This window comes from Nonomuraea soli, assembly GCF_013761175.1.
Classification (GTDB): Bacteria; Actinomycetota; Actinomycetes; order Streptosporangiales; family Streptosporangiaceae; genus Nonomuraea; species Nonomuraea soli.
Genome location: NZ_JACDUR010000003.1, coordinates 1,101,800 through 1,124,969, shown reverse-complemented (window position 1 = coordinate 1,124,969; position 23,170 = coordinate 1,101,800). Strand labels below are relative to the sequence as shown.

Sequence of the window (23,170 nt, the reverse complement as noted above, 5' to 3'; positions counted from 1 at the left end):
GAACCGGGACGAGGTTGGCCCGGCGCTGGGTGGGCCAGGCACCGGTGGGATGAGCGGTGACGCGCAAGATGTGCACACGTCGGGTTTCCACCTCCATCACGACCAAACGCTTCAGATGTTCTGCGCTTCCGCCGAGCTGAGCTCATGCAGCGCAACTACTTCCACGCTCAGCGGTCGCGCACGTGCTCGTAGTGCCAGGCGGCGTGCGGCTCGCCCGGCAGGGGCGGGCTCATGGCCGCTCCCCGCGCAGCCGCGCGTTCTCCCGCTCGAGCTCACCGATGCGATCTCCCAGATGGTTCAGGGCGTGCTCGACGGCGTCGCGGGGAACAGGTGCGGGATGGCTGCGGGCAGTTCCAGTCGAAGCCCTCGACGTCGATCAGTACGGCTCGCTCCACCTTCGCACGGCAGCCGCCGGGGCCAGCGACTGGTCATCCTCCACCGCCCGGGCCCGACCCAGGATCTTCGGCCGGGTCTGGGTGGAGCAGTCCATAAGGAACTGCGAGACACGGTCGTCGTGGTCGAGGTTGCCTCGGGTGATGTACTGGCGGTTGCCCTGGACGTCGGCGAAGCCGAGGGTGTGCCCGTCCAGGACACGCAGGAAGCCGGCCGGTCCTTCGCGGTGCTGGATGTACGGCCAGCCGGTCTGGCTCACCGTGGCCAGATAGAAGCTGTCACGTTCGGCGACGAACGCCCTCTCATCCGGCCCGAGCCAGTCGGGCTCGGCGGGCTCGGCGGGCTCGGCGGGCATACGGCGGTAGGCGCGGTCGCTGCCGTGCGACTCATGGTGGTGCTCCTGGAGTGTCAGCGGTGCGATCAATAGCTACATGGCGATATAAGCGGGAGCAGGACATCATGATCTCCGGAGCAGTTCCGCTGTCCGGGCGTCGGCGGGCAACAGGGTCTTCAGCAGGTATCCCTTCCAGGAGGGTTCCGCCGCGGCGAGCGAAGTGATCACCGAGAGCAGCCTCAGCTCACCACGGAGGCTCCGCAGCCTCAGCGGGGCGCCGAATCCACGGCGGGCATCGGCGTCGCGGGATTCCAGGAGGCGGCACACAGAGCCGGGCTCCGACCCCTCAGTGAGCAAAACCACCGCCTCGTTGGCGGCGACCACTCCTCCATCCGGGTCGATGATCAGCGCCGGGGCGGGCAGATAGCCCTTGAGCACCGCCTCCAGCGCTTCGCGCTCAACCGGCGGGCCGCCCGTCTCCGGCTCCGGCTCCGGTGCCAGGCCGGCCGCCAGCAGCAACTCATCACGCTCGGCCGGACTCAGCCCGAGCTGTACGGCCAGCCGCAGCACCAGCGAACGCCCCGGCCGCGCCAACCCTCGCTCCAGGTAGCTGAGATGGCGCTGCCCGGTCCCGGCAAGGTCGGCCAGCGTCAGCTGGCTCATTCCGCGGCTGCGCCGCCGCCGGCGCAGCTCCGCCCCGAAGTTCACCGACCGCCCCCTACCACCGGCGAGGAGACGGCCGTGGCCTGAGCCGATGCAAGTGCTCTGTCGTGTGGCTGGGTCCTGGCGCTCAGGTCCGGTCCCCGGACGGCCCGGCGGCGGTGCCGCTCCCGATACAGCCTTCGTCCGCGAACGGCGTCGGCGTTCTCCTGGTCAGAGGTCTCGAAGGTCATGACGCCGATCGTGGGCGACGAGGTCGATACATCCACCATGCGTTCGCCATAGCCCGATCGGTGGCCTCGGAGAGCCCGCATAGCGTGCCCACTGCGGATGTATCGGTGGCGGGCCGCAGGATCCGCCTCGGAACCGAGGCTCCCTGCGATTGGACTTGCATGAAGATCCTTGGCATTTCAGCAGCCTGCGCACCGGCTCCCGCGACGCGGCCCCGCTGCGCGCGGCGCAAGGGTTGCGGCCAGCCGGCATGGAGGTTGAGCACCAGTGGCCCTCGCCGGCGGATCACCGGGGCCGGCAGGCTGCTGATCGCCGCCCCAAAGTTCAACTACTCCATCCCCGGCGCGCTCAAGAACGCGCTCGACCGGGCGAGCACCGACTGAGCCAAGACCACCGCCGCTGCGTCGGCCGTCAAGGTGCGGGGATGAGGGCTGGCTGGGCCGCGCTGGCGGCGACGACCGTCTCGTTCGGCCTGAACTTCTCGGCGGGGTGTTCTTCGCCCCGGCCGTCGGGTCTATGGGATGAGCGTCACTGTTCTGGCGGTGGCCGCCGCGCTCGGCACCGCGCTGACCGGGCTGGCGCAGCCGTACGTCGGGATCCTGCTGGACCGCGTCGGCGCTAGCCGGGTGCTGCTGCTCGGCCTGGTGCTGAGCTCGGCCGGTTACCTAGCGCACCTCCCGACACCCGGCTGACCCCGAGGCGACAGACCTGGTGTCGAGGTCGTCCAGAACTCGGCGTGGCCGGAGTAGTCAGCGAGAAGCGGCGATGTCGAAGTCCCTGGGCCCAGGCTGCCATGGATCCTCAGCCGCAGCGGGAGGACCTGCTCGGCGGCCATTCACGTCATTCCGCGATGTGGACACCCGACCGGATCGAGCCGCTCCACTTTTGGATGCGGTGGAGCAGGGTCGTGGCGGTAGGGGAGAGTTCGGCGGAAAGCACGCTGGCGTGGAAGGCGTGTGGCATGCCCTCATAGATGTCCAGGCGGACGATTCCCCCGGCAGCGGCAGCGGCCTCGGCGAAGCGCCGTGCGTCGTCGAGCATGACCTCCTTCGAACCGGCCACGATCAGCAGCGGCGGCAGCCCGGTGAGGTCGCCGTGCAACGGCGACTGGGGCGCCTGATCAGGCCGCGCTCCGCCGAGGTACTGCGTGCGGACATGGCCGAGCACGGCTCTGGTGACGACATCCTGGCCATCGTTGGTGTCGATGGAGGGGCTGGACAGGGTGAAGTCGGTCTGCGGGGAAACGGCCAGCGCCCCGCCTGGCAGGAGATCGCCCTCCCGCTTGAGGACGAGCAGCGCCGACAACACCAGCGTGGCCCCGGCGGACTCGCCTGCGAGGAGGATCCGGGAGGCGGGCATGCCCTGGTCGAGCAGGCTTCGGTAGACGGCCACCACGTCCTCGAGCGCGGCCGGGTACCGGTGCTCGGGGGCCAGCCGGTAGTCCACTGCCAGGACGGGACGCCCGGTCGCCTGGGAGAGGCGATAGGCCATGACCTGCTCCAGGTGGCGGTTGGTGTACTCGAACCCACCCCCGTGGACGTAGATGGTGACCCCGGTCTCCGGTTCGTGGGGAGCGTTGACCCAGGTGGTGGGAACGCCGCCGGTGTGCGGCAGCAGGGGCGTCAGGTCGGCCTCGGCCGGAAGGGCGGGCGGCTGAGAGACCATGGCCCTGATCTCGGCAAGGACGGCGGCGCTGTCATCAGGCGTGGCGGAAATGTGAGTGAGGTGCACGAAGTGGATCCTTTTCATGGGTTGCGAAACAAGCCTCTCGCGCAGCGTGGAATACACATGGGAAAGGCGAGAAAGCGCTCAGACCGATGGAATGCATCTGCCGTGAACGGTGTCAGGACCGGTAAGGCAGAGCGACACGGAGCGTCGCGGCGAAACTCAGATAAGGGTGATGGACTGCGAAGTCACGAGATCGAACCCCCTACTACGGTGCCTCCATGCCCTCGGCGTTCTCCTCGCCGATGTCACGCGACAGGCACATCATTTAAATCTTGTTCCGTTCGTCTGTCAAACACGACCTCGTCATTCCGTGCACGGAATTGCAACGCTCTTCCGGATCACAAAGAATGCCTGCCCTGTCCGGTCCGTACGGTCGGCCGTATCCGAGAGAAGGGCTGGCATGTCGGTTCGATCCCGAGTGCGCTGCGTTGTGATGGCGCTGACCGCGGTCGTCCACTCGTCGCCCGCGCAGGCCCACGCTTTTGAGCGGCTGCGTAACGGCGCCTTCGACGTCGATCTCGTCCCCTGGTGGAGCACCAGGCAGCCGCCGTGAGCGAGGCCAGGGCTATCCCACCCCGGACCTCCCCGGGAAGCGCGCCTGCTCTCGGGGCTCGACCAGCGACACGGCGCAGAAGGCGATAATGGGCCTCAACCGGTCCTACTGGACCCACCGGCCAACGCCACCCGGCCACTCCTGCGCCCGGTGCGAGGGCCGACGGCCCCCAACTCCGATGTCTCCCAGCAGCCGAAGGTGGATGCCGAGAAGTTCCTGCTCGTTGTGTCTCGGCCACGTGCCACGTCGACGACGTCAACATGTACTCGCCACCGAGGTCGCGATCAACTGGACCTTGACACTGGCGTGGCTGACGGCACCCGGAGTGGGTGCGCGAGCCGTACCGGAGCCGAATAATCACGTTGAGCCCAGCGCGGCCGACGGCTTCGGCGATCTCGCTGTAGGACAGCCGGGCCTCCCGGGCAGCCTTGAGGTTGGTGGCGATGCACGCCGTTAACGCGCGATGGTCGCCCCCTGCCGGGTACAGCCGCCTCGCTGGTGGACCTGGGACGCATTCTGCGGGTGGCCCTTGCTAGATTCCCCCTACGTTCGCCACGAGTGGTGGCATGGAGGGTGAATAGTGCGTTTCACACTTCTTGGCCCGGTGGGGCTGTCGGTGACCGAAGGGGTCACGTCACCGATGGCTCCGCGGCATCGGGCGGTCCTGGCCTACCTGCTGCTGCATGCCGGAACCGTGATCGGAGTCGAACGGTTGATCGGCGCGATGTGGGGCACCACGCCGCCGGACACGGCACGCGCGCAGATTCAGGCCTCGATCGCGGCGATCAGGAAACCGCTGCGTGAGGCGGGCGCCGACGCGATGCTGGCCACGCAGAGCGCCGGTTATGTGATCCGGCCCGAACCGGGACAGGTGGATCTGCAGGAGTTCATCGACCGGGTCGCCGCCGGGGAGATCCGCGGGGCGCTGACGCTGTGGCGGGGCCAGGCGCTGGCCGACGTGAACGCCGACTATGTCGCCCAAGCCCGGGAACGGCTCGAGGAACGGCGGCTGCGTGCGGTGGAGCAGCTGGCGGAAGCCGAGCTGGTCATGGGCCATCACGAGGTCCTCGTGGAGGAACTGCCTGCCGTACTCGACGCCCATCCGCTGCGCGAGCGGCTGATCAGGCAGTTGATGCTGGCGCTGCACCGCTGCGGGCGGCAGGCGGACGCGCTGGCGCTCGGACGCGACTTCCGCATCCGACTAGCCGATGAACAGGGTCTGGATCCCAGCCGGGCTTTCCTGGAGCTGGAGCGCTCCATCCTCCGCGACGACGCGGCTGCTGTCCCCGAACCGGCGAGGGTGAGGCCGCGGATCCTCTCCTTCCTGCCCCAGGACGTCCCGGACTTCGTCGGACGGATCGCAGGACTCGACCGACTAGCCGGCTCAGGGCCGGCGACGATCTCGACGATCGACGGCATGGCCGGGGTCGGCAAGACCGCTCTGGCCGTCCACGCCGCCCATCGCCTGGCCGACAGGTTCCCCGACGGGCAGCTCTTCGTCGATCTGCACGCCCACACCGCCGGGCATGCCCCGCTCGAGCCGAGCGCCGCGTTAGAGACCCTGCTGCGCCAGCTCGGCCTGCCACCCGAGCGGATCCCGGCCGGCGAGGCCGACCGGACCGCGCTGTGGCGGACCGAACTGGCCAACCGGCGGCTGCTGGTCGTGCTGGACAACATCGCCGACACCGACCATGTCCGGGCGCTGCTCCCCGGCACCACTCGCAGCCTCATGCTGATCACCAGCCGACGGCGGCTGGTGGACTTGGACGGCGCCTCCGCCATGTCCTTGGACGTGCTGTCCACCGCGGACGCGCTGGCCTTGTTCACCGCCATCGTGGGTGACCGGGTGCACGACGAGCCCGCGGCGGCTCTGGACGTGGTCCAGCTCTGCGGCGGTCTGCCGCTGGCAGTACGGATCGCCGCCGCCCGGTTGCGGCACCGGCCTCGATGGACGGTCCGCTATCTGGCCGACCGGCTGCGCGACCAGCGCAGGCAACTGGCCGGGCTGACCAGCACCGATCGCGGCGTCGCAGCCGCATTCAGCCTGTCCTACGAGCAGCTCGGCGCTGCCCAGCAACACCTGTTCAGCCTGCTCGGCCTGCACCCTGGCGTCGACATCGAGCCACACGCGGCTGCGGCGCTGGCACGCCTTCCACTCCAGCAGACGGAGACGCTGCTCGAAGACCTGCTTGACGCGAACATGCTCATCCAGCATGAACCCGGCCGATACACCCTCCATGACCTGCTCTGGCAGTACGCCCGCGACACCGTGGCCGCCCTGAAGCCGCCTGAGGACCGGCAGGCGGCGCTGACCCGGCTCTGCGAGCATTATGTGGAGGGCACGGGCGCTGCCCTGGCGGCCGCCTTCCCGCACTATGCGCAGAGCTGGCCCGCACCGCTGCCCACCTGGGAGCGGCTGGACAGCCCGGAAGCAGGGATCGCCTGGCTGGGCGCCGAACGCGCCAACCTCCTGGCCATCGCCCCGCACACCCAGGACATCGGCCCCCTGGCGCATCGCCTCCATCACTACCTCCATGAGCACGGGTACCTGGCCCAGGCCCTCGTCCTGCACGGCCGGGCGCTGGACTCGGCCCGAGCCGAAGGCGACCGCGAAGGGCAGGCCCTCGCGTTGTATCACCTGGCCGTGATCCATCGCAGCCTGGGCCACGTGGCTGAGTCCATGGATCATGTACGGCAGGCGTTGGATCTGTTCACGGAGCTCGGCGACCAGGCCGGGAAGGCACGCGCTCTCACCATGCTGGGCGCCGGCCTGTCCTTGCTGCGTGAGTTCGCCGAGGCGGCCGGCTGTTTCCAGCAGGCCCTGGACATCTGCCGCCGGGAGGGCCTGCGCATGGGAGAGGCCGTCAGCCTGGGCAACCTCGCCAACGTCCACGAGCAGCTGGGTGATGTCCAACTCGCCGCCGAACATTGTCGCCACGCCATCGAGCTGGGACAGGAGCTCGGGATCCCGAGCCTCAAAGCGCAGACGACGGGCATCCTCGGCGATCTTTTGGCGCGGAACGGAGACTACCGCGCGGCTGTTATCGCCTCCAGCCAGGCGCTGGCCTACTGGCGGGAAGCCGGAGACCGCTTCATGGAATGCTCTGCCCGCATCGGTCTGGGGAAGATTTTCCTGGCCGCGGGTGACCCGGCCCAGGCCGTGGATAGTCACCGTGATGCCCTCGCCATCGCGTTGGAGATCGGCAGCCTCCTCGCACAGGGCAGGGCCCACCAGGGCCTGGCTCATGCCCACCATGCTCTCGGCCGACCCGGCCAGGCTCGAACGCACGCCGTACAGGCCGTTGAGCTGTTCACCTCGCTCGGCGCCCCCGAAGCCGGGGAGATGCGCGCCTTTCGCTTGGGGGTTTGCCGTGACGATTGATCTGTGCTCCCTGCGACAGCAGTTCCCGGCCTCGACAGCCCAACCGTTCGGCTGACCGCCCGACAAGCGCGCAGTCCCATGGATCCGTGCTGGCAGCGGGGTGCACTAGCAGAGCGCCGCCACCGAAGACCTGGTCCAGGCACGCCGGCGGACGGCGGCGTGCCTGGGCGGCGAGCGGACGAGCTCGCCTCAAGGATCAGATGAGCGGTTCCAGGGTGGAGCCGAAAGTGAACCAGCCGCCACCGTTGTAGACATAGAGGCTCTTGCCCGTCAGATAAGCGGTGCCGTAATCGATGTAGTCATTCTTCAGGCTGGCCGTGAGCGAATAGTAGCCGTTGCGCTGGGTGATGCAATCTCGCCAGGTGTAGACGCCGGGCGCGATGTCGATGTCGCGCTGGTTGTTGTTCCAGTCGTGGCGCATGTTGTACTGGTGATCACCGCTCTTGGTGAATGCACGCCACCTGTAGGTGCCGCCCAGGCTGATGCTCTGCTCGACACAGGCGCTGCCGCCGCCTGCCTTGGGTCCTTCCTTCAGCCAGATGTAGCGAAGGTTGAACCGCGAGTAGTCGGCGTGGGCGGGAACGGCGGAAAGAGCGGTCAGGGCCAGGGCGGTGAGGATGATCGAGATCAATCTTTTCACGAGCGGAAAATATGTCGGTCTGCCGTCGGCCCTGCAATACCGGGCAAGGAATGAGGAGTGCGCCGAAGGCCTCGCCACCACGCTGCTTTGCTGCGGCGGCTTCCATGATCCGAGGGCATGCCAAGGTCTCCACCAAACTCGGAGCGATTCAAGGTGAGTCACTATCTTGATTCAGAAGTCCATTGCCAGGGTGGCACGTCCATGTCGGCGAGTGGCCGATCGCCGTCGGCCAGTGCGTAGAGCTGTTCCAGGACGGTGTTCGCCGCCAGCCCCGCCGCTCCGGTGATCGAGGCACGCTCCATCAGCGTCGAGGGGACGATGGGTGGCGCGGGCCGTACCGTGCACAGCCTTTCGACGTGGCGTCGCAGCGGCTCCAGGAACGTGTCGCCTGCGCGGACGTTCCCACCGCCGACCACCACGATCTCGGGGTCGACAGCCAGTACGAGCGCGGCGATACCGATGGCGATGACGCCGCTGAACCGGTCGACGGCCTGTACGGCGAGCGGGTCACCGGCTGCCGCCGCGGCGAACACTTCCGCTCGGTTCGCCCTCCGGCCATCGAGCAACTCCACATCGTGCAGGTGCTCCTGCGCGTTTTCCCAGCCGAGCTGCGGCAGTGCGCCGATCTCTCCGGCCGCGCCGTTGGCGCCACGCACGACCGTGTTGTTCAGCACGACCCCGGCTCCGGTGCGATTGCCCGAGTGCACGTATGTCATCGATGTGGCGGTGGTGGCGCTGCCCTGCCAAGCCTCGGCGAACGCGGCAAGGTTCGAGTCGTTCTCCACCGAGATCGGGCAGTCGAAGTGCGACTCCAGGGCGGCGCGCACGTTGAAGCCCTCCCAGCCCTCAGCTCCGCGCGTGACGACGTCACGGTAGACGACGGCCGGGATGGCCACACCGATCGACCACACCTCGGCCCTGGTCCGGCCCTGTGCGGCGAGCAGCCGGTCGACGACCTGGACGGCGTCCGCGACGAGCGCGCCGGGCGGATCGGTGAGCGATGGGGAGACTGAATCGCCGGCCAGGACCTCGCCGTTGAGGTCGGCGAGCTCTGCCCTGGTGGTGTGCGGGCCGATGTCGATGCCGACCACGACGGCGGCCTCGGCTCGGAACCGGTAACGGCTGGCCGGTCGGCCCGCACCGGTCGGCGCCAGGGGTTCGACCGCCTCCGCCCAGCCGAGCTCCACGAGGTTGGCGACCACGGAGTCCGCCGCCGTCTTCGACAGCCCGGTGACCTGGGCGATCATTGGGATGGTCAGGGCCTCCTGCCGGATCGTCTCGATGACGGCCAGGGAATTGAGGCGGCGCAGGCGGGATTGGCTCCCAGCCTGGCGCAGGGGGTTCGCCTCACGTCGGATCAGCACGCACGCCTTCCTTCCGTCGACCTCTTCCATTAAAACACAAAGTGTATTTATTATTGCGCATCCGCCCCCCACCACGAAGGGACCAGCACATGCGCACCTGGACCGCAGTTGTCGTAGCCGGCGCGCTCCTCGCCACCGGTGCCTGCGGCACGAAGCTGCAGGAGACCCCATCCAGTTCCGCCGCCCCAAAAACCCTCGTCTATTGGGGCAAATGGGCCAAAGGCACCCCCCAGGCCACGCTCTTCGAGAGCGTCATCGCGGACTACACCAAGCAGACCGGGGTCAAGGTCGACGTCCAGTGGCTGGCGCAGGGCCAGGAGGACCAGGTCAAGAACGCGATTGCCACCGGCCAGGGGCCTGACTTCTACGACACCGCGATCGACCACACCGCGGGCTTCCGTGCGGCCGGCGCGCTCGGCGACATGTCGGCGGTCTTCAAGACCAAGATCCCTGGCGAGGGCAAGACGATCGAGGAGGTCCTGCCCAAGAGCGTGCTGAAGGCGATTAGCGACGACAAGGGCTACGGATTCGTTCCGCACAGCGTCTTCTCGATCGGCCTCTGGTACGACTCCAGCCGCTACCCCGACTTCGCGCCCAAGACTTTCGACGACTTCCTGCAGCTCGCGGTCATGGAGAAGGCCGGAAAACGGCAGCCGATCGCTCAGGACGGCACGATCAACTCCTACAACGCCTTCTGGCTCTACCAGGTGCTGCTCACGACCGCCGGCCCCGGCACGCTCCGCCAGCTCGCCGAGGACCCTGCCGCCTGGGACCGGCCCGAGGTGAAGAAGGCCGTGACCTCGATCGAGGCGCTGGTGAAGGCCAAGCTCTTCCAGACCGACTACATGGCCACCAAGTTCCCCGCCGGGCAGAACGCCTGGGCGGCCGGTGACCACACGTTCAATCTGAACGGCAGCTGGCTCGGCAGTGAGACGGCCTCGCTGCGCGCCGCTTCGGTCAAGCCGCGCATCGTCCCGCTGCCCCCGGTCGACCCCGCCAAGGGCTCGGTGGTCACCGTCGGTGCCCTCGGCTGGGCGGTGAACCCGAACTCCAAGAACCCGCAGGCCGCCGCCGACTTCCTGGCATTCGCGATGCAGAAGAAGAACATCGACCGGATCGCCACCGACGCGGCCAACATCCCATCGCGCAGCGACTCCCCTGCCCCCGTCGAGCTCATCTCGATCCAGGAATCGATCCGCAACGCAACGGACGTCAGCCTCGACTTCGACGGCCTCGCCGCGGTGAACCCCAAGTGGTTCAACGACGTCTTCCTCCCGCTCGACGACAAGCTCATCGGCGGGAAGATCGACGCTGAGACGTTCCTGCGAGAGGGCAAGGCCCAGACCGGGGCAATGGTCGGCTAGTGGCCGCCTCGACGACCCCCGGCGGCGCGCTGCACGTCGCGCGCCGTCGGCTCTACCTCCCGATGTTGCTCCCAGCACTCCTCGCCTACCTGGTGTTCTTCGTGGTGCCATCGCTCTTCGGCGTGGTGCTCAGCTTCGGCGAATGGTCCGGGCTGGGCACCGAGTTCTCCTGGGTCGGCCTGGCCAACTACACAGGGCTCCTCACGAGCGAGCTCTTCGTCGCTTCGTTCCTCAACACGCTGCTCCTGACAGTGATCGTGGGAGGGGTTCTCTTCCTCATCGCGGCCGCCTCGATGGTCGTGCTCCGTACGGCTCGCGCCGGTGCGTTCATCCGCTCGGCGATCTTCCTGCCGTTCATGATCTCACCGATCGCGGTCGGGCTGGCCGTCTCCTTCCTCTTCAACCCGGAGGGCGTGATCAATACCGCGCTGGAGGTGACGGGGCTGTCCGAGCTGCGCAGGCCCTGGCTCGGACCTGACCTCATCTTCCAGGTCATTATGGCTGGAGTCGTGTGGAGCGCCGCCGGTTTCTACGTCGTCCTGGTGATGTCGGCCGTCGACGGGATCCCGCCGAGCCTGTTCGAGGTGGCCCGGATCGAGGGCGCCGGTCCGCTTCAGCAGTTCCGCTACATCACCCTGCCGCTGACGCGCGACATGCTGGGGATCGCGGCGGCGCTCTGGGCCATCGCGGGCATCAAGACCTTCGAGCTCATCATCGCCTTCGTCGGGACAGCGGGAACCCCACCGCCCGAGGCCAGGACGCTCGCGGTGGAGCAGTACCTCCGGGTCACCGGCGGGCGGGTGGGCGGCCTGGCTCAGCTCGGCGAGGCCGCCGCGATCGGCGTGCTCATGACGGCCATCACGGCCGTGCTGATCGTGTTGTCCCGTCGGATCCAGCGTCGCGACCGGCTGGAGTGGGCATGACGTCGCGATCCGACGCCTTCGGCTCGGCGGCCATCGCCCTGATCAAGGCCGGGTTGTGGATCTGGGTGCTCTTCAACGTCGGCATGGTCGTCTGGGTCGCCCTGAACTCCCTGAAGACCTCGAAGGAGATCTTCGACAACCCGCTGGGGGTGCCGGGCGCCTGGATGTGGGAGAACTTCGCCACGGCCTGGTCGACCTCGGGGCTCGGCGCCGCCACACTGAACTCGATCCTGCTGGTGACGGTCTCGGTCGTGCTCATCATGGCCCTCGCCATCCCCGCCGCCTACGCGGTGGCGCGGCTGGGGGGCCGGTCCAGCGGGCCAGTGGCGACCTTCTTCGCCATCGGCATGAGCATCCCGTTCCAGGCATTCGCCGTACCGATGGTGATCATCAGCATCGGCCTGTCCCGCTTCATGATCGACTGGATCACCGGCGTCTGGGATCCGCGGATCACCGTCGCGCTCTTCTACGTGGTGCTGAGCCTGCCGTTCAGCGTCTTCGTCCTCATCGGCTACTTCCGGTCGTTGCCGGGCGAGTTGGAGGAGGCGGCGGCCCTGGACGGCGCGACCCCCTTCCGCACGTTCAGGCAGATCATGATCCCCCTGGCCAAGCCAGGCATCACCACCGTGGCGGTGCTCAACGCGCTGAGCCTGTGGAACGAGACCGTGATCGTCCTGATGCTGGTGCCCAACCAGCGCATGCAGACGCTCAACGTCGCGCTCCTGAACTTCTACTCCAACATGCAATACACCTCGAACTGGGGTGGGCTCTTCGCCGGCGTCGTCATCGTGGTGCTCCCGATGATCGTGACCTATTTCTGGTTCGGTCGCCGCATCGTGAGCGGCATGACGCAGGGCATCGGCAAATGACCCACAGAACGGACGGTCACTCCATGCACGCAACGGTCGGACTCATCGGGGCCGGTGGCATCGCCAACGCGCACCTCCCGGCCTGGCTCGACCTCGGCTACGACGTCGCGGTCTACTCGACGGCCGACGACGCGGACGCGCTCATCGGCAGGCATGGTGGCGGGCGCGCCGTCCACAGCCTGGACGAGTTGTTCGACGCGGCGGACGTCGTCGACATCTGCACACCCACGCACACGCACTACGAGCTGGCGCTCGCAGCGCTCGGCCACGCCCTGCCGACGGTGTGCGAGAAGCCCCTGACCCGCACCCTCGACGAAGCCGAGGACCTGGTGGCCCGGTTCGCCGCCGCCGGGGTCCCGCTGTTCCCCGCCCACGTGGTGCGCTACTTCCCGGAGTATGTCGAACTGCGGCGCGCCGTCGCACGCGGAGACATCGGGCGGGTCGCCGTACAGCGTCACACCCGGCAGGGCCGCAGCCCGCGCAACGGCTGGTACCTCGACGAGCCGCTCTCGGGCGGGGTGCTGCTCGACCTGATGATCCACGACATCGACATCGCCCGATGGGTCGGGGGTGAAGTGGCGCGGGTATTCGCCCGCACGAACGTCGTGGACGGCAGCCAGAGCACGCAGGCCTTCCTGACTCACCTCGGGGGCTCCATCTCGGTGCTCACCGCGACCTGGACCACCGCGCCCATCGATTTCCGCACCTCCTTCGAGGTAGCGGGCTCCGACGGGCTCCTGCACGGCGACTCCGACGAGCGCCGCCCCTTCCGCTACCAGGGCAAGGCCGAGCCCGAAGCGGACATCCTGCCCGACTTCTCGCCGCTCACCAGCCCCTACCGGGCCGAGCTCGGGGACTTCCTCGACTCGATCGCGAGTGGCCTCGCCCCGCGTGTCACTGCCCGGGACGGCCTCGAAGCCATGCGCATCGCCGATGCCGTGGCCCGCTCGGCCGTCAGTGGCCTGCCGATCGACCTGGAGCTCACCTCATGAAGATCGCCGTTGTCTCCTTCGCTCACCTGCACGCGACCGAGTACGTCGCCGCCCTGAGGCGGTTCGGCGGCATCGAGATCGCGGCTTGCGACGCCGGATACGCCGGCCGCCCAGTCGCCGAGGAAGGCGGCCCCGAACTGGCCGCCAAACTCGGCATCGGCTACTTCGAGACCGAGGAGGAGTTGTGGGCGTGGCGGCCTGACGGTGTCGTGATCTGCGCCGAGAACGTCAGGCACCACGAACTCGGGTTGCGCGCCGCCGCAGAGGGCGTGCACGCCCTCTGCGAGAAGCCTCTTGCCACGAGTACGGCTCATGCCGCCGAGATGCGTGAGGCGGCGCGGGCCGCGGGCACCGTGCTGATGACGGCCTTCCCTGTCCGCTTCGCCCCCTCCTACGCCGATCTGCGGGCAGCCGTACGGCGGGGCGACCTCGGGCAGATCGTCTCCATCGCCGCCACCAACTGCGGAGGTGTGCCTACCAGCCGGGACTGGTTCGTGGACCCGGCGCGCAGTGGGGGCGGGGCCCTGACCGACCACGTCGTCCACGTGGCCGACCTGCTCGCCGACCTTCTGGAGGACGATCCCGTCGAGGTCTACGCGATCGCCAACACGATCCCCAACCCCGGCGTGGACGTCGAGACGGCCGGCCTGGTCTCGCTGCGCTACCGCGACGGAGTCATCGCCTCGATCGACTGCTCCTGGTCGCGTCCGCCCGGCCGGCCCAACTCGGGTGACCTGGTCACCCTCACCGTCATCGGCACCGAAGGCGTGGCCGAGATCGCTCCTTTCGCCGACGTCCTGACCGGCTGGAACCACCAGGGCGCGCTCGCCCACGGGTGGGGCGCGCCACTGGACGACCTGCTCATCCGCGCCTTCCTCGACGCTGTGCGCGCCGGTGAGTCGCGCCAGCCCGACGCCATGGCGGGTCACCGCACGACCGCGCTCGTCGAGGCGGCCTACCGATCGCTGGCCGACCAGGCCTCCTCTCCGTTGGAGATCCGATGATCCGCACCCTGCTGCTCGCCGCGACCTTACTCGTCGCGCCTACCACCACCACCACCGCCGCCGCCGATCCCACGTCCGGCCGTACGACCGTGACCTTCACCGACACCCATGAGGTGCTGAACGGCAACCCCCTCACCGGCACCGCCTTCGACATCAACTCGCCCAAGCCCAACGGCGAGCGTGGTCACACCTTTACCGACGACCCCGCGATCACGGCGGTGGTCGACGGCTCCAAGAAGATCCCCGACGACGCCGACATCGTCCGTCTGCAGATCGCCTGGGCCGACTTCGAGCCCGCCGACGACGACTTCACCTGGGACCGGCTCGACGCCTTCATGGCCCGCATGGTCGAGCAGGGCAAGACCGTCGAGTTCCAACTGCTGATGTCCGAGGCACCCGACATCCACAACGACCCCAGCGTCTTCGCCTACGAGTATCCGCCCGCCTGGTTGTTCGACGAGGCCGGAGCGAGCTTCCGCATGGCCCCCTACAACACCGTCTACAAGTCGCGGCAGCCGATCTACCACGACCCGATCTACCTGACCGAACTCAAGGAGGCGGTGGACGCCTTCGCCACCCGCTACGACGCCAACCCCGCGATGGCCTGGGTCGACCTGCGAGCCTTCGCCCTGTTCGGCGAATGGTCGGGCTGGAACGACGCGATGCACTTCCCGTGGCCCGACAACGCGACCCGCACGGCCACCCTCCGCAAGATCATCGACATCTACGCTGAGGCGTTCACCAAGACCATGGTCATGTTGCCGAACGCCGGCGCGGACGTGGTCACCACCGACCCCGACGCCGACACCCAGGCCAAGCGGCACACCGCCTTCGCCTTCGACTACGCCGCGCGCAACGAGAACTGGGGCCTGCGCTCCGACACCGTCAACAGCGCCTTCGCATGGATGAACTACGCCACCAGCAGCCAGAGCACGTGGAACAACCGCAAGCTGCGCCGCGACATGATCCAGGTGTCCGAAGGCGCGGGCTGGGACAGCTCGATCATGCTGAACAACCCGCGGCTCGTCGTGAAGAACGCGCTGGAGGGCTACCACACCAACCTCCAGGGCATCAACAACACCAGCTTCGGCCACTGGCAGGCGATGAAGGACGCCTATGGCGAGTGGTTCACCACGCTCGGCCGTTACTCCGGCTACCGCTTCCTCATGCCGAAGGCGGTCTACGACACCAAGGTCAAGCCCGGCGGCCGGTTCGCGATCTCCCAGACGTGGACCAACAACGGCGTGGGCTTCAGTCCCCGGCGCTACCCCGTGGAGGTGCGGTTCACCGACCGGGCCACCGGCACGGTGGTGTGGCGCGGCACCGACACCGCACTCGACCAGACCGGCCTGTTCAAGGGCGACGTGCGGGAGGTGGAGTCGATCTTCGCCATCCCGGCCGAGGTCCCGGCCGGAACCTATGACGTCGCGATCGCCATGCTCGGCGAGGACGGCAAGCCACGCATCGAACTGGCCATGCCGGACGGCAGCGGCAAGGTCTACCGCATCGGTACGGTCGAAGTCGCGGCGGACGCCGTACAGCCCGCAAAGCCCGGCTCGCCGCTCACCCAGTTCCTGGTCCAAGGCGAGGACTACACCGCAGCCCAGGGCGCCTACGGGGTGGAGGCCCCGCCGGAGGGCGGGTTCGGCGCGCTCTACCTGGACGAAGCGGGAGAGTGGGCCGAGTACGACAACGTCACCGTGCCCGCGAACGGTACCTACCGCCTGGAGCTGCGGCTCTCCTCCGAACAGGACAACCACTTCCGCATCCAGGTCGACGGCCAGGACGTGCTGGGCTCCTTCGCCGTCCCGGACTCCGGCGGCTACAACACCTATCGCACAGTCGAGCGCCGGCTCCAGCTCACCCAGGGCCGCCACACGATCCGCGTGATCCGGGACGACGGCCGCTGGTCCTTCCTGAACTGGATGCGCTTCACCCTTGAGCGTCCGGAATCGCTGACCATCCAGGCCGAGCAGCCCACCGCGCAGGAAGGGGTGTGGCTCGCGGCCAACGACGCCGTCAGCGACGACGGCACACCCGGCGTCTCCGTCGTCGACACCGGCGACTGGCTGCGCTACGACGACGTCAAGGTACCCGTGAGCGGCGACTACCTGCTGCAGATGCGCTACTCGACGGTCAACGCCGACCCGCTGAAGTTCAGGGTGGAAGTCGACGGCACCGACGTCTCCGGCCCGCTGAGCCTGCGCGAGAGCGGCGGGGTCGGCAAGATGCGGACCGAGGACTTCGTCCTCCCGCTGACCGCCGGCAACCGCTCGATCAAGGTGGTCTGGACCGAGGCCAAGTCGAGCATCGTGTGGAACTGGATGCGGCTCGACCTTCAGGGCTCCCACACGGCGACGACCGAGGCCGAGAACTACACCATGCAGTGGAACATCGGTCAGGAATGGTCCTGGCAAGGCGCCGACACCGGCGTGGTCACCGGCACGTACGGCTCAGCCAAGGCGGTGGGCAAGGTCGACGAAGGCGACTACCTGCGCTACGAGAACGTCTTCGTGCCACACACCGGCCTCTACCGGGTCTCCTTCACCGCCAAGTCCGACCAGACCACCTCCTTCCGGTTCGAGGTCGACGGCGACCGCCACCCGGTGCAGGTGCCGAAGACGGACTTCACGACGGTCACGACCTGGGTGAAGCTGGCGGCCGGGCTGCACACCTACCGGATCGTCGCCGACGGGCCCGGCCTGGTGCTCGACAAGTTCACCGTCACGGCCGCGACCGCCGCCATCAAGGGGCTCGCCGTCACCGGCGCCACCACGCTCGACGTCGGCGCGTCGGCCGACGTTTCCGCGGAGGCGGTGAACGCCGACGGCAGCCGCACTCCGGTCACCGAAGGCGTCGTCTTCGCCAGCTCCGACCCCACAGTCGCCACGGTCGACGCCGCCGGCCGGGTCAACGCCGTCGGATGGGGTTCGACCACCGTCACGGCGAGCTACGACGGCTTCTCCGGCTCCTACCGGCTGACGGTCACCGATCCCGGCATCCGGCTCACCTACGTCAACGACGACGACTCGCGAATCGTCTACTCCGGCTCGTGGGGTGTCTCGGCCAACCGCGGGCTGGGCGACCACGGCGACGACGTGCACTACTCCACGGGCAAGGGCGAGTACGCCGAGTTCACCTTCACCGGAACCGGGATCAGCTACCTCACCGAACGCTTCACCGACATGGGTGTCGTCGACGTCTACGTCGACGGGGTAAAGCGCGCGTCGGTCGACTGCTACGGCCCGGTCCGGCTCGGCGCGCAGCGGGTGTTCCGGCTGGGCGGCCTGCCGTACGGCGAGCACAAGATTCGCATCGTGAACACGCAGAACTTCGCCGACACCGGGAGGCTGGCCCTCGCCGACGCCTTCGTCGTCGAGACGCCTCGCCCGTGGACGACCGGTGCGGAGCTCTCCGCGACCAAGGTCACCAAGAAGTCCGTGACCCTCACCTGGCCCTCAGCCGAAGCGGCGGCCGGATACGCGGTCTTCGACGGCGACACCGAGGTCGAGCGGGTCAAGAAGAAGACGAAAGTGAAGATCGGCTCGCTCGCTCCTGGCTCGACGCACACCTTCACCGTGCGCGCGGTGACCTCCGGCGGCGAGGTGATCCCGGACGGGCTCTCCGTCCAGGCGACCACGAAGGAACGGCGATGACGGTCCTGCGGATCGAGGGGGCCGCCGACCCGGTCGACGGCCGCCTGCCGATCCTGTCCGGCCTGCCGCACTCCGCCGGGCACGACGGCGCGGAGGTCGACGACGAGATGCGGCACAACCTCGGCTACGGGCGACCCCGCACGCTGCTGCCGTACACCAGGCAGATGGGCTACTCCCGCGAGCGGAGCCAGCGGGAACTGCCCACGGTCGTGCTGGAGAACGAGGTTCTCACCGCGACCTTCCTACCCGGGTACGGCGGGCGGCTCTGGTCGCTGCTCCACCGGCCCACCGGACGGGAATTGCTGCACCGCAACCCGATCCTGCAGCCGGCCAACCTCGGCTTGCGGGACGCCTGGATCGCGGGCGGGGTGGAGTGGAACCTGGGCATGACCGGCCACTGGCCGCTGACGTGCGAGCCGCTGCACGCGGTGGCCGCGGAGACCGCCGACGGCACGCCGGTCCTGCGGATGTTCGAGTTCGAGCGGCTCCGGCGGCTGGTGCTGCGGATCGACGCCTGGCTACCGGCCGGGTCGCCCGTGCTGCTCGTGCGGGTGTCGGTGCACAACCCGGCCGACGAGGTCACCCCGGTCTACTGGTGGTCCAACATCGCGGTCCCGGAGAGCGAGGGAGTGCGGGTGGTCGGCCCCGCGGTGGGCGCCTACCACTTCGACTACCTGACGAACCTGCGCCGGGTGGGCTTTCCCGAGGTGGACGGTGCCGACCGCAGCTATCCGGCGACCGCGGACCGGGCCGCCGACTGGTTCCTCGACCTGCCCGACGGGCAGCGCCGGTGGATCGCGGCCCTGGACGAAGGCGGATCGGGGCTCGTTCACGCCTCCACGGAGCTGCTGCGGGGCCGCAAGCTCTTCCACTGGGGCACCTCCCAGGGCGGCCGACGCTGGCAGGAATGGTTGTCCGGGCCCGGCTCGGCCTACCTGGAGATCCAAGCGGGGCTGGCCCGTACCCAGTTGGAGCACCTGCCCATGCCGGGTGGCGCCACCTGGTCGTGGGTGGAGGCCTACGGACGGCTCGACGTCGACGCGGCGGCCGTGCACGGGAATTGGCCGACCGCGTGCTCGGCGGTCGAGGAGGCCCTGGCGCGGCTGGTGCCCGCGGCTCGGCTGGAGCAGGAACTGGAGACGGCGGTCACCGAGACCGGCGAGGTGTTCTGCGCCGGTTCGGGTTGGGGCGGACTGGAAGGGCTGCCGGGCTTCCCGGAACCCGGACCGGTGCAGCGGCCCTGGCAGGAGCTGCTGGTGACCAGCCGCCTGCCCGCCGTCGACCCGCCGGCGGCTCCGCTGACGGGAGCCCGCTGGCGGGCCCTGCTGGAGAGCAGCGCCGACGACTGGCACGCCTGGTACCACCTGGCGCTGATGAGACTGAGCGACGGTGACGTCGACGGTGCTCAGGACGCCTGCCTGCGTTCGGTGAACGACCGGGTGACCCCCTGGGCGATTCGTGTGCTGGGGTTCCTGACCGACTCGCCGCGGGAAGCAGCTGATCTGCTGTTTCTGGCGCACAGGCTGGACCCTGCGTCGCCGGAACTGGCCGCCGAGGCGCTGGAGGCGCTGGTCGCGGACGGTCGGACCGAGGTCGCGCTGGCCGTGATCGAGGGCCTGCCTTACCGGGATCTCGGCCGGTTCCGCCTGATCGCGGCGCGGGCCGGCGATGAGGGGTCGGCGCGCCAACTGCTGGCCGAGGGCATCGAGGTCGACGATCTGCGGGAAGGAGAGGACTCCCTCGACCGGCTCTGGCTCCGCCTCCACCCCGGCGAACCCGTTCCGGCCGTCTACGACTTCCGCATCGGGTGAGTGGGACGGCTACTCGGACGAGGAGGAGCCGTGGCAGTTGCCGCGCAGGGACAACCAACCCTGCGCGGCCCGGACGGCCGCCATGTCGGTCGTATCGGCGGATGGCCATGGCGAGGATGCGCGCTGGTTCAGTGAGGGGTCGGTCGCCCCGCTCGCCGTAATGGTCAACCGGCGCTCAAAGGACGATTTCGGGCCATCACCACCCACCCGCAGCAAAGCAGTACCCGATCGAAACCCGCCGCGCGGGTGATGATCTCCCGATCAAGCGATGCCTACCCTGACGCCATGCGCTTTCGCTCACCCCTGCTGATCGGCCGAGATCGGGAGAGCGCGCTTCTCACCGCGCACCTGCACGACGTACGGCAGGGGCGCGGCGGCGCCGTCTTCCTGATCGGGGATGCCGGGATCGGAAAGTCCAGGCTGGTCGCCGACTGCACTCTTCAAGCGTTGGACGACGGCATGGTCGTGCTGCGCGGCCGCGGTAGTGGCTCCAGCCGCGGGGTGTCGTACAAGCCGCTCAGGGAGGCCCTGTTCTCCTTCGCCAGAACCCATGGCCCCCCGGACGATCCCATGCTCGACGCCTACCTGCCCGCGCTGACCACGCTCTTGCCGGAGTGGCGGAGCACGGCGGGCCCCGAGCATCTCGAATCGCTCATCGTGCTGTCGGAGGCCGTGCTCCGGCTGCTGATCGCGATCGGCCGCGACCGGGGTGTGGTCCTGGTCCTGGAGGATCTGCACGACGCCGATGCCCAGACGCTCGCGGTGGTGGAGTATCTCGCCGACAACCTCGGCGACCTGCCGATCATGCTCCTGGCCAACCTGCGTGGGCACAGCAGCCAGGCGCAGCGGGTGGCCGACGACTGCGCCCGGCGACGGGCCGCCACCCTGATCGGGCTCGAACCGCTGACCGGCGCCGACCTGGGCGCTCTGGCCGCCGCCTGCCTGGGCTGCGATCCCGGCGAGTTGCCGCCCCGGCTGCTGCGCCATCTGGAGCGCACCGCCGACGGCAACCCGTTCGTGGTCGAGGAGCTGCTCAGCGCGATGGCCGGGAACGGCGCCCTGGAGCTGGAGACCGGGCGATGGCAGCTGACCAGCGATCCCGCCACCCAGGTGCCGGTCACGCTGATCGAGAGCATCGCCGTACGCGCCGAGCAGATCGGCCCGGCCGGCCAGAGGATCCTGCACGCTGCCGCGATCTTCGGGCGGCGTTTCCCGGTCGCGCCGCTGCAGGCGATCGTCGGGCTGTCGGATCGCGACATGCTGGCGTTCCTGCGCGCGGGGGTGGCCGCGCAGCTCATCAAGGCCGACGAAGCCGAGAGCGGCTGGTACACCTTCCGTCACACGCTCACCGCCGAGGCTCTGCTCGGCAACCTGATTCCGACCGAACGCACGATGATCGCCCGCCGGGCGGTGGCCGCGGTCACCGCGCTCCAGCCCGGCCTTCCCGGCGAGTGGTGCCAGGTGGTGGCCGCCCTGCACGTGGTGGCCGGCGAGCAGTCGGAGGCGGGACGGCTGCTGGCCGACGCCGGGATGCGGCTGCTGGAGATCGGCGCGGCCGGGGCGGCGATCAGCCTGCTGGAGAACGCCTACGAGCGGCTGCGGGACGACCTGCCCGAGGTGCGGGCGGAGGTGCTGGTCTCGCTGCTGCACGCGCTGTCCGAAGGCGGGCAGGCGGCGCGGGCCGTGGCCCTGGCCGACGAGGTCTCCGAACTGGACTGCTCGGGTGTCCCGTCGGCCTGCCGGATCGCCCTGCGCGTCAAGGCGGCCTGGGTCGCCGCCGAACTCGGCCGCTTCGACGAGGGGATGACCCACGTCGCCGCGGGACGGGAGCTGTTGGAAGCCCACTGGGACGAGGCGCCCGCCGCCGCCCTGGACGTGGTCGAAGCCCGTCTCCTGACGCGTCTGTGCGACCGGCAGCCGGAGCGGCTCGCCCGCCGCGCGGCGCAGACCGCGGCGCGGCTGCCCCTGCCCGAAGTGGCCTGCCAGGCGTGGGAGCTGCTGGCCCACCTGGTGCGGCCGCGGGGCCTGGCCGAGGCTGACCGGTACCTCGCCAAGGTGCTCGCCGCCGCCGAGGAGCACGGTCTGGGCCTGTGGCGGATCCGCGCGCTGTTCCGGCTGGCCGTCAACGCGAGCCTGCGCGACGGCGACACCTCGCAGGTGGAGCATGCGATACGGCAGGCGGTCACGGCCGGCGCGGTGACCACGGTGTACACCGCCCAGGCGACGCTGGCGATGTTGCACGCCATGCGTGGCGACTTCGCGGAGGCGGAGGCGCTGTCGGCGTCATGGGCCGAGACCAGCATCCGGCTCAGTCATGCTGACTACACCCACTACATGCTGCTCGCCCAGGCGACCTCCGCCGCGCACCAGGGCAGGCGCAGGGAGATGGACGAGGCTCTGGCCGCGTTCCGCAGGTGGGGCGGTGAGGACAGCGATTACGTGGCGCTGTCGCACGGCCTGTGCCAGGCGGTCTGCGCGCTGCTCGAAGAGGATCGCAAGGCCGCCGCCGACTCTCTGGGCCGCGCCAGGGAGTGGGAGGACGGGCGCCCGGGGTTCTATTCGTTGAGCGGCCGGTTCGGTCTGGCTCTGCTGCTCGACGCTCTGGCCGATCGGACGGATGCGGCCGAGTGCGCGGAGATCGGAGCGAGTCCGGCGGGGATGCTGAGGTGGAACCGGCACTTCGTGCTGCTGGCGGAGGCGGTGGCGCTGGGCAGGTCGGGGCGGGGAGAAGAGGCGCGCGCCCGGGTCGAAGAGGCCAGGGAGACCGCGAAGCCGTACCGGATGGCAACGAACCTGGGGTTGCGGCTGGTAGCGGAAGCGGCGCTCGCCGATGGGTGGGGTGACGCGCCCACCTGGTTGCGCACGGCCGAGGAGTACTTCTACGAGGCGGGCGTCCCGGCGGTGGCCGGAGCGTGCCGGACGTTGCTGCGCCAGGCCGGGGTGGGGGCGGCGCACCGGCGCAGCGGGCACGAGCGCATCCCCGAGGAGCTGCGGCGGCTGGGGGTGACCGTGCGGGAGCACGAGGTCTTCGCGCTGCTGGCCGAGCGGCGGGGGAACGTGGAGATCGCCAAGCTGCTGTTCATCTCGCCGCGAACCGTGGAGAAGCATGTGGCCAGCCTGTTGTTGAAGACCGGGTGCACCGATCGTGCCGGGCTGTGCAACCTGGCCGCCGAGCTGCCCCGCTGACGCTTTCTGGGGCACGATCCCCCATCCATGACAAAAACACGACAATTTATGGGGGGTTGGAGCGCCGATGTCTCCCCTCA

Annotated in this window: 17 protein-coding genes; 12 read left to right on the top strand and 5 right to left on the bottom strand. The window is 69.1% G+C overall.

Annotated features, from left to right (window positions below; genetic code table 11):
* Nucleotides 1-376: 376 nt before the first annotated feature.
* Complete coding sequence (locus HNR30_RS18285; RefSeq protein ID WP_220133637.1) at nucleotides 377-817, bottom strand: pyridoxamine 5'-phosphate oxidase family protein; 441 nt, start codon at nucleotides 815-817, stop codon at nucleotides 377-379.
* A gap of 33 nt (nucleotides 818-850) precedes the next feature.
* A complete protein-coding gene (locus HNR30_RS18280; RefSeq protein ID WP_181611035.1) occupies nucleotides 851-1,435 on the bottom strand; it encodes a helix-turn-helix domain-containing protein in 585 nt (194 codons plus the stop codon).
* A gap of 440 nt (nucleotides 1,436-1,875) precedes the next feature.
* Between HNR30_RS18280 and HNR30_RS18275 the strand changes: the two genes are divergently transcribed.
* Together HNR30_RS18275 and HNR30_RS18270 are read left to right on the top strand one after the other, a co-directional pair.
* The gene (locus HNR30_RS18275) at nucleotides 1,876-2,001 is read left to right on the top strand and encodes an NAD(P)H-dependent oxidoreductase (RefSeq protein WP_181611034.1); all 126 of its coding nucleotides are present in this window, start codon (nucleotides 1,876-1,878) and stop codon (nucleotides 1,999-2,001) included.
* A 138-nt stretch (nucleotides 2,002-2,139) separates the two neighbouring features.
* Nucleotides 2,140-2,310: a hypothetical protein gene (locus HNR30_RS18270; RefSeq protein ID WP_181611033.1), complete on the top strand. Its 171-nt coding sequence runs from the start codon at nucleotides 2,140-2,142 to the stop codon at nucleotides 2,308-2,310.
* Nucleotides 2,311-2,458: 148 nt separating this feature from the next.
* Here the strand turns inward: HNR30_RS18270 and HNR30_RS18265 are convergent, their stop codons facing one another.
* A complete protein-coding gene (locus HNR30_RS18265; RefSeq protein ID WP_312894478.1) occupies nucleotides 2,459-3,349 on the bottom strand; it encodes an alpha/beta hydrolase in 891 nt (296 codons plus the stop codon).
* 397 nt (nucleotides 3,350-3,746) lie between these two features.
* On the opposite strand from HNR30_RS18265, the gene HNR30_RS18260 reads away from it, so the two are divergent.
* Both HNR30_RS18260 and HNR30_RS18255 read left to right on the top strand, forming a co-directional pair.
* On the top strand, nucleotides 3,747-3,899 hold the full coding sequence (locus HNR30_RS18260) for a hypothetical protein (protein ID WP_181611032.1): 153 nt from the start codon (nucleotides 3,747-3,749) through the stop codon (nucleotides 3,897-3,899).
* A gap of 604 nt (nucleotides 3,900-4,503) precedes the next feature.
* Complete coding sequence (locus tag HNR30_RS18255; protein ID WP_220133636.1) at nucleotides 4,504-7,281, top strand: AfsR/SARP family transcriptional regulator; 2,778 nt, start codon at nucleotides 4,504-4,506, stop codon at nucleotides 7,279-7,281.
* A 196-nt stretch (nucleotides 7,282-7,477) separates the two neighbouring features.
* Here HNR30_RS18255 and HNR30_RS18250 read toward each other — a convergent pair whose 3' ends face one another.
* Both HNR30_RS18250 and HNR30_RS18245 read right to left on the bottom strand, forming a co-directional pair.
* Entirely contained in the window at nucleotides 7,478-7,921 is a 444-nt protein-coding gene (locus HNR30_RS18250) for a hypothetical protein (RefSeq protein WP_181611030.1), read from the bottom strand.
* A gap of 161 nt (nucleotides 7,922-8,082) precedes the next feature.
* The gene (locus tag HNR30_RS18245) at nucleotides 8,083-9,285 is read right to left on the bottom strand and encodes an ROK family protein (protein ID WP_181611029.1); all 1,203 of its coding nucleotides are present in this window, start codon (nucleotides 9,283-9,285) and stop codon (nucleotides 8,083-8,085) included.
* Nucleotides 9,286-9,374: 89 nt separating this feature from the next.
* On the opposite strand from HNR30_RS18245, the gene HNR30_RS18240 reads away from it, so the two are divergent.
* The 8 genes from HNR30_RS18240 (at nucleotide 9,375) to HNR30_RS18205 (ending at nucleotide 23,090) form a co-directional block, all read left to right on the top strand.
* Nucleotides 9,375-10,649, top strand: coding sequence for an ABC transporter substrate-binding protein (locus HNR30_RS18240; protein ID WP_181611028.1), 1,275 nt, complete (start codon nucleotides 9,375-9,377; stop codon nucleotides 10,647-10,649).
* Nucleotides 10,649-11,572 carry a carbohydrate ABC transporter permease gene (locus tag HNR30_RS18235; protein ID WP_181611027.1) on the top strand — a complete coding sequence of 308 codons (924 nt, stop codon included), beginning with the start codon at nucleotides 10,649-10,651 and terminating at the stop codon, nucleotides 11,570-11,572. The genes HNR30_RS18240 and HNR30_RS18235 overlap by 1 nt, the downstream gene beginning before the upstream one ends.
* Nucleotides 11,569-12,441, top strand: coding sequence for a carbohydrate ABC transporter permease (locus tag HNR30_RS18230; protein WP_181611026.1), 873 nt, complete (start codon nucleotides 11,569-11,571; stop codon nucleotides 12,439-12,441). Before HNR30_RS18235 ends, HNR30_RS18230 begins: the two co-directional genes overlap by 4 nt.
* 23 nt (nucleotides 12,442-12,464) lie before the next feature.
* Nucleotides 12,465-13,433: a Gfo/Idh/MocA family protein gene (locus tag HNR30_RS18225; RefSeq protein WP_181611025.1), complete on the top strand. Its 969-nt coding sequence runs from the start codon at nucleotides 12,465-12,467 to the stop codon at nucleotides 13,431-13,433.
* Nucleotides 13,430-14,437: a Gfo/Idh/MocA family protein gene (locus HNR30_RS18220; protein ID WP_181611024.1), complete on the top strand. Its 1,008-nt coding sequence runs from the start codon at nucleotides 13,430-13,432 to the stop codon at nucleotides 14,435-14,437. Before HNR30_RS18225 ends, HNR30_RS18220 begins: the two co-directional genes overlap by 4 nt.
* Nucleotides 14,434-18,093: a carbohydrate-binding protein gene (locus HNR30_RS18215; RefSeq protein WP_181611023.1), complete on the top strand. Its 3,660-nt coding sequence runs from the start codon at nucleotides 14,434-14,436 to the stop codon at nucleotides 18,091-18,093. Before HNR30_RS18220 ends, HNR30_RS18215 begins: the two co-directional genes overlap by 4 nt.
* Complete coding sequence (locus tag HNR30_RS18210) at nucleotides 18,090-19,904, top strand: DUF5107 domain-containing protein (protein ID WP_181611022.1); 1,815 nt, start codon at nucleotides 18,090-18,092, stop codon at nucleotides 19,902-19,904. The genes HNR30_RS18215 and HNR30_RS18210 overlap by 4 nt, the downstream gene beginning before the upstream one ends.
* A gap of 285 nt (nucleotides 19,905-20,189) precedes the next feature.
* On the top strand, nucleotides 20,190-23,090 hold the full coding sequence (locus HNR30_RS18205; RefSeq protein ID WP_181611021.1) for an ATP-binding protein: 2,901 nt from the start codon (nucleotides 20,190-20,192) through the stop codon (nucleotides 23,088-23,090).
* The last annotated feature ends 80 nt before the right edge of the window (nucleotides 23,091-23,170 follow it).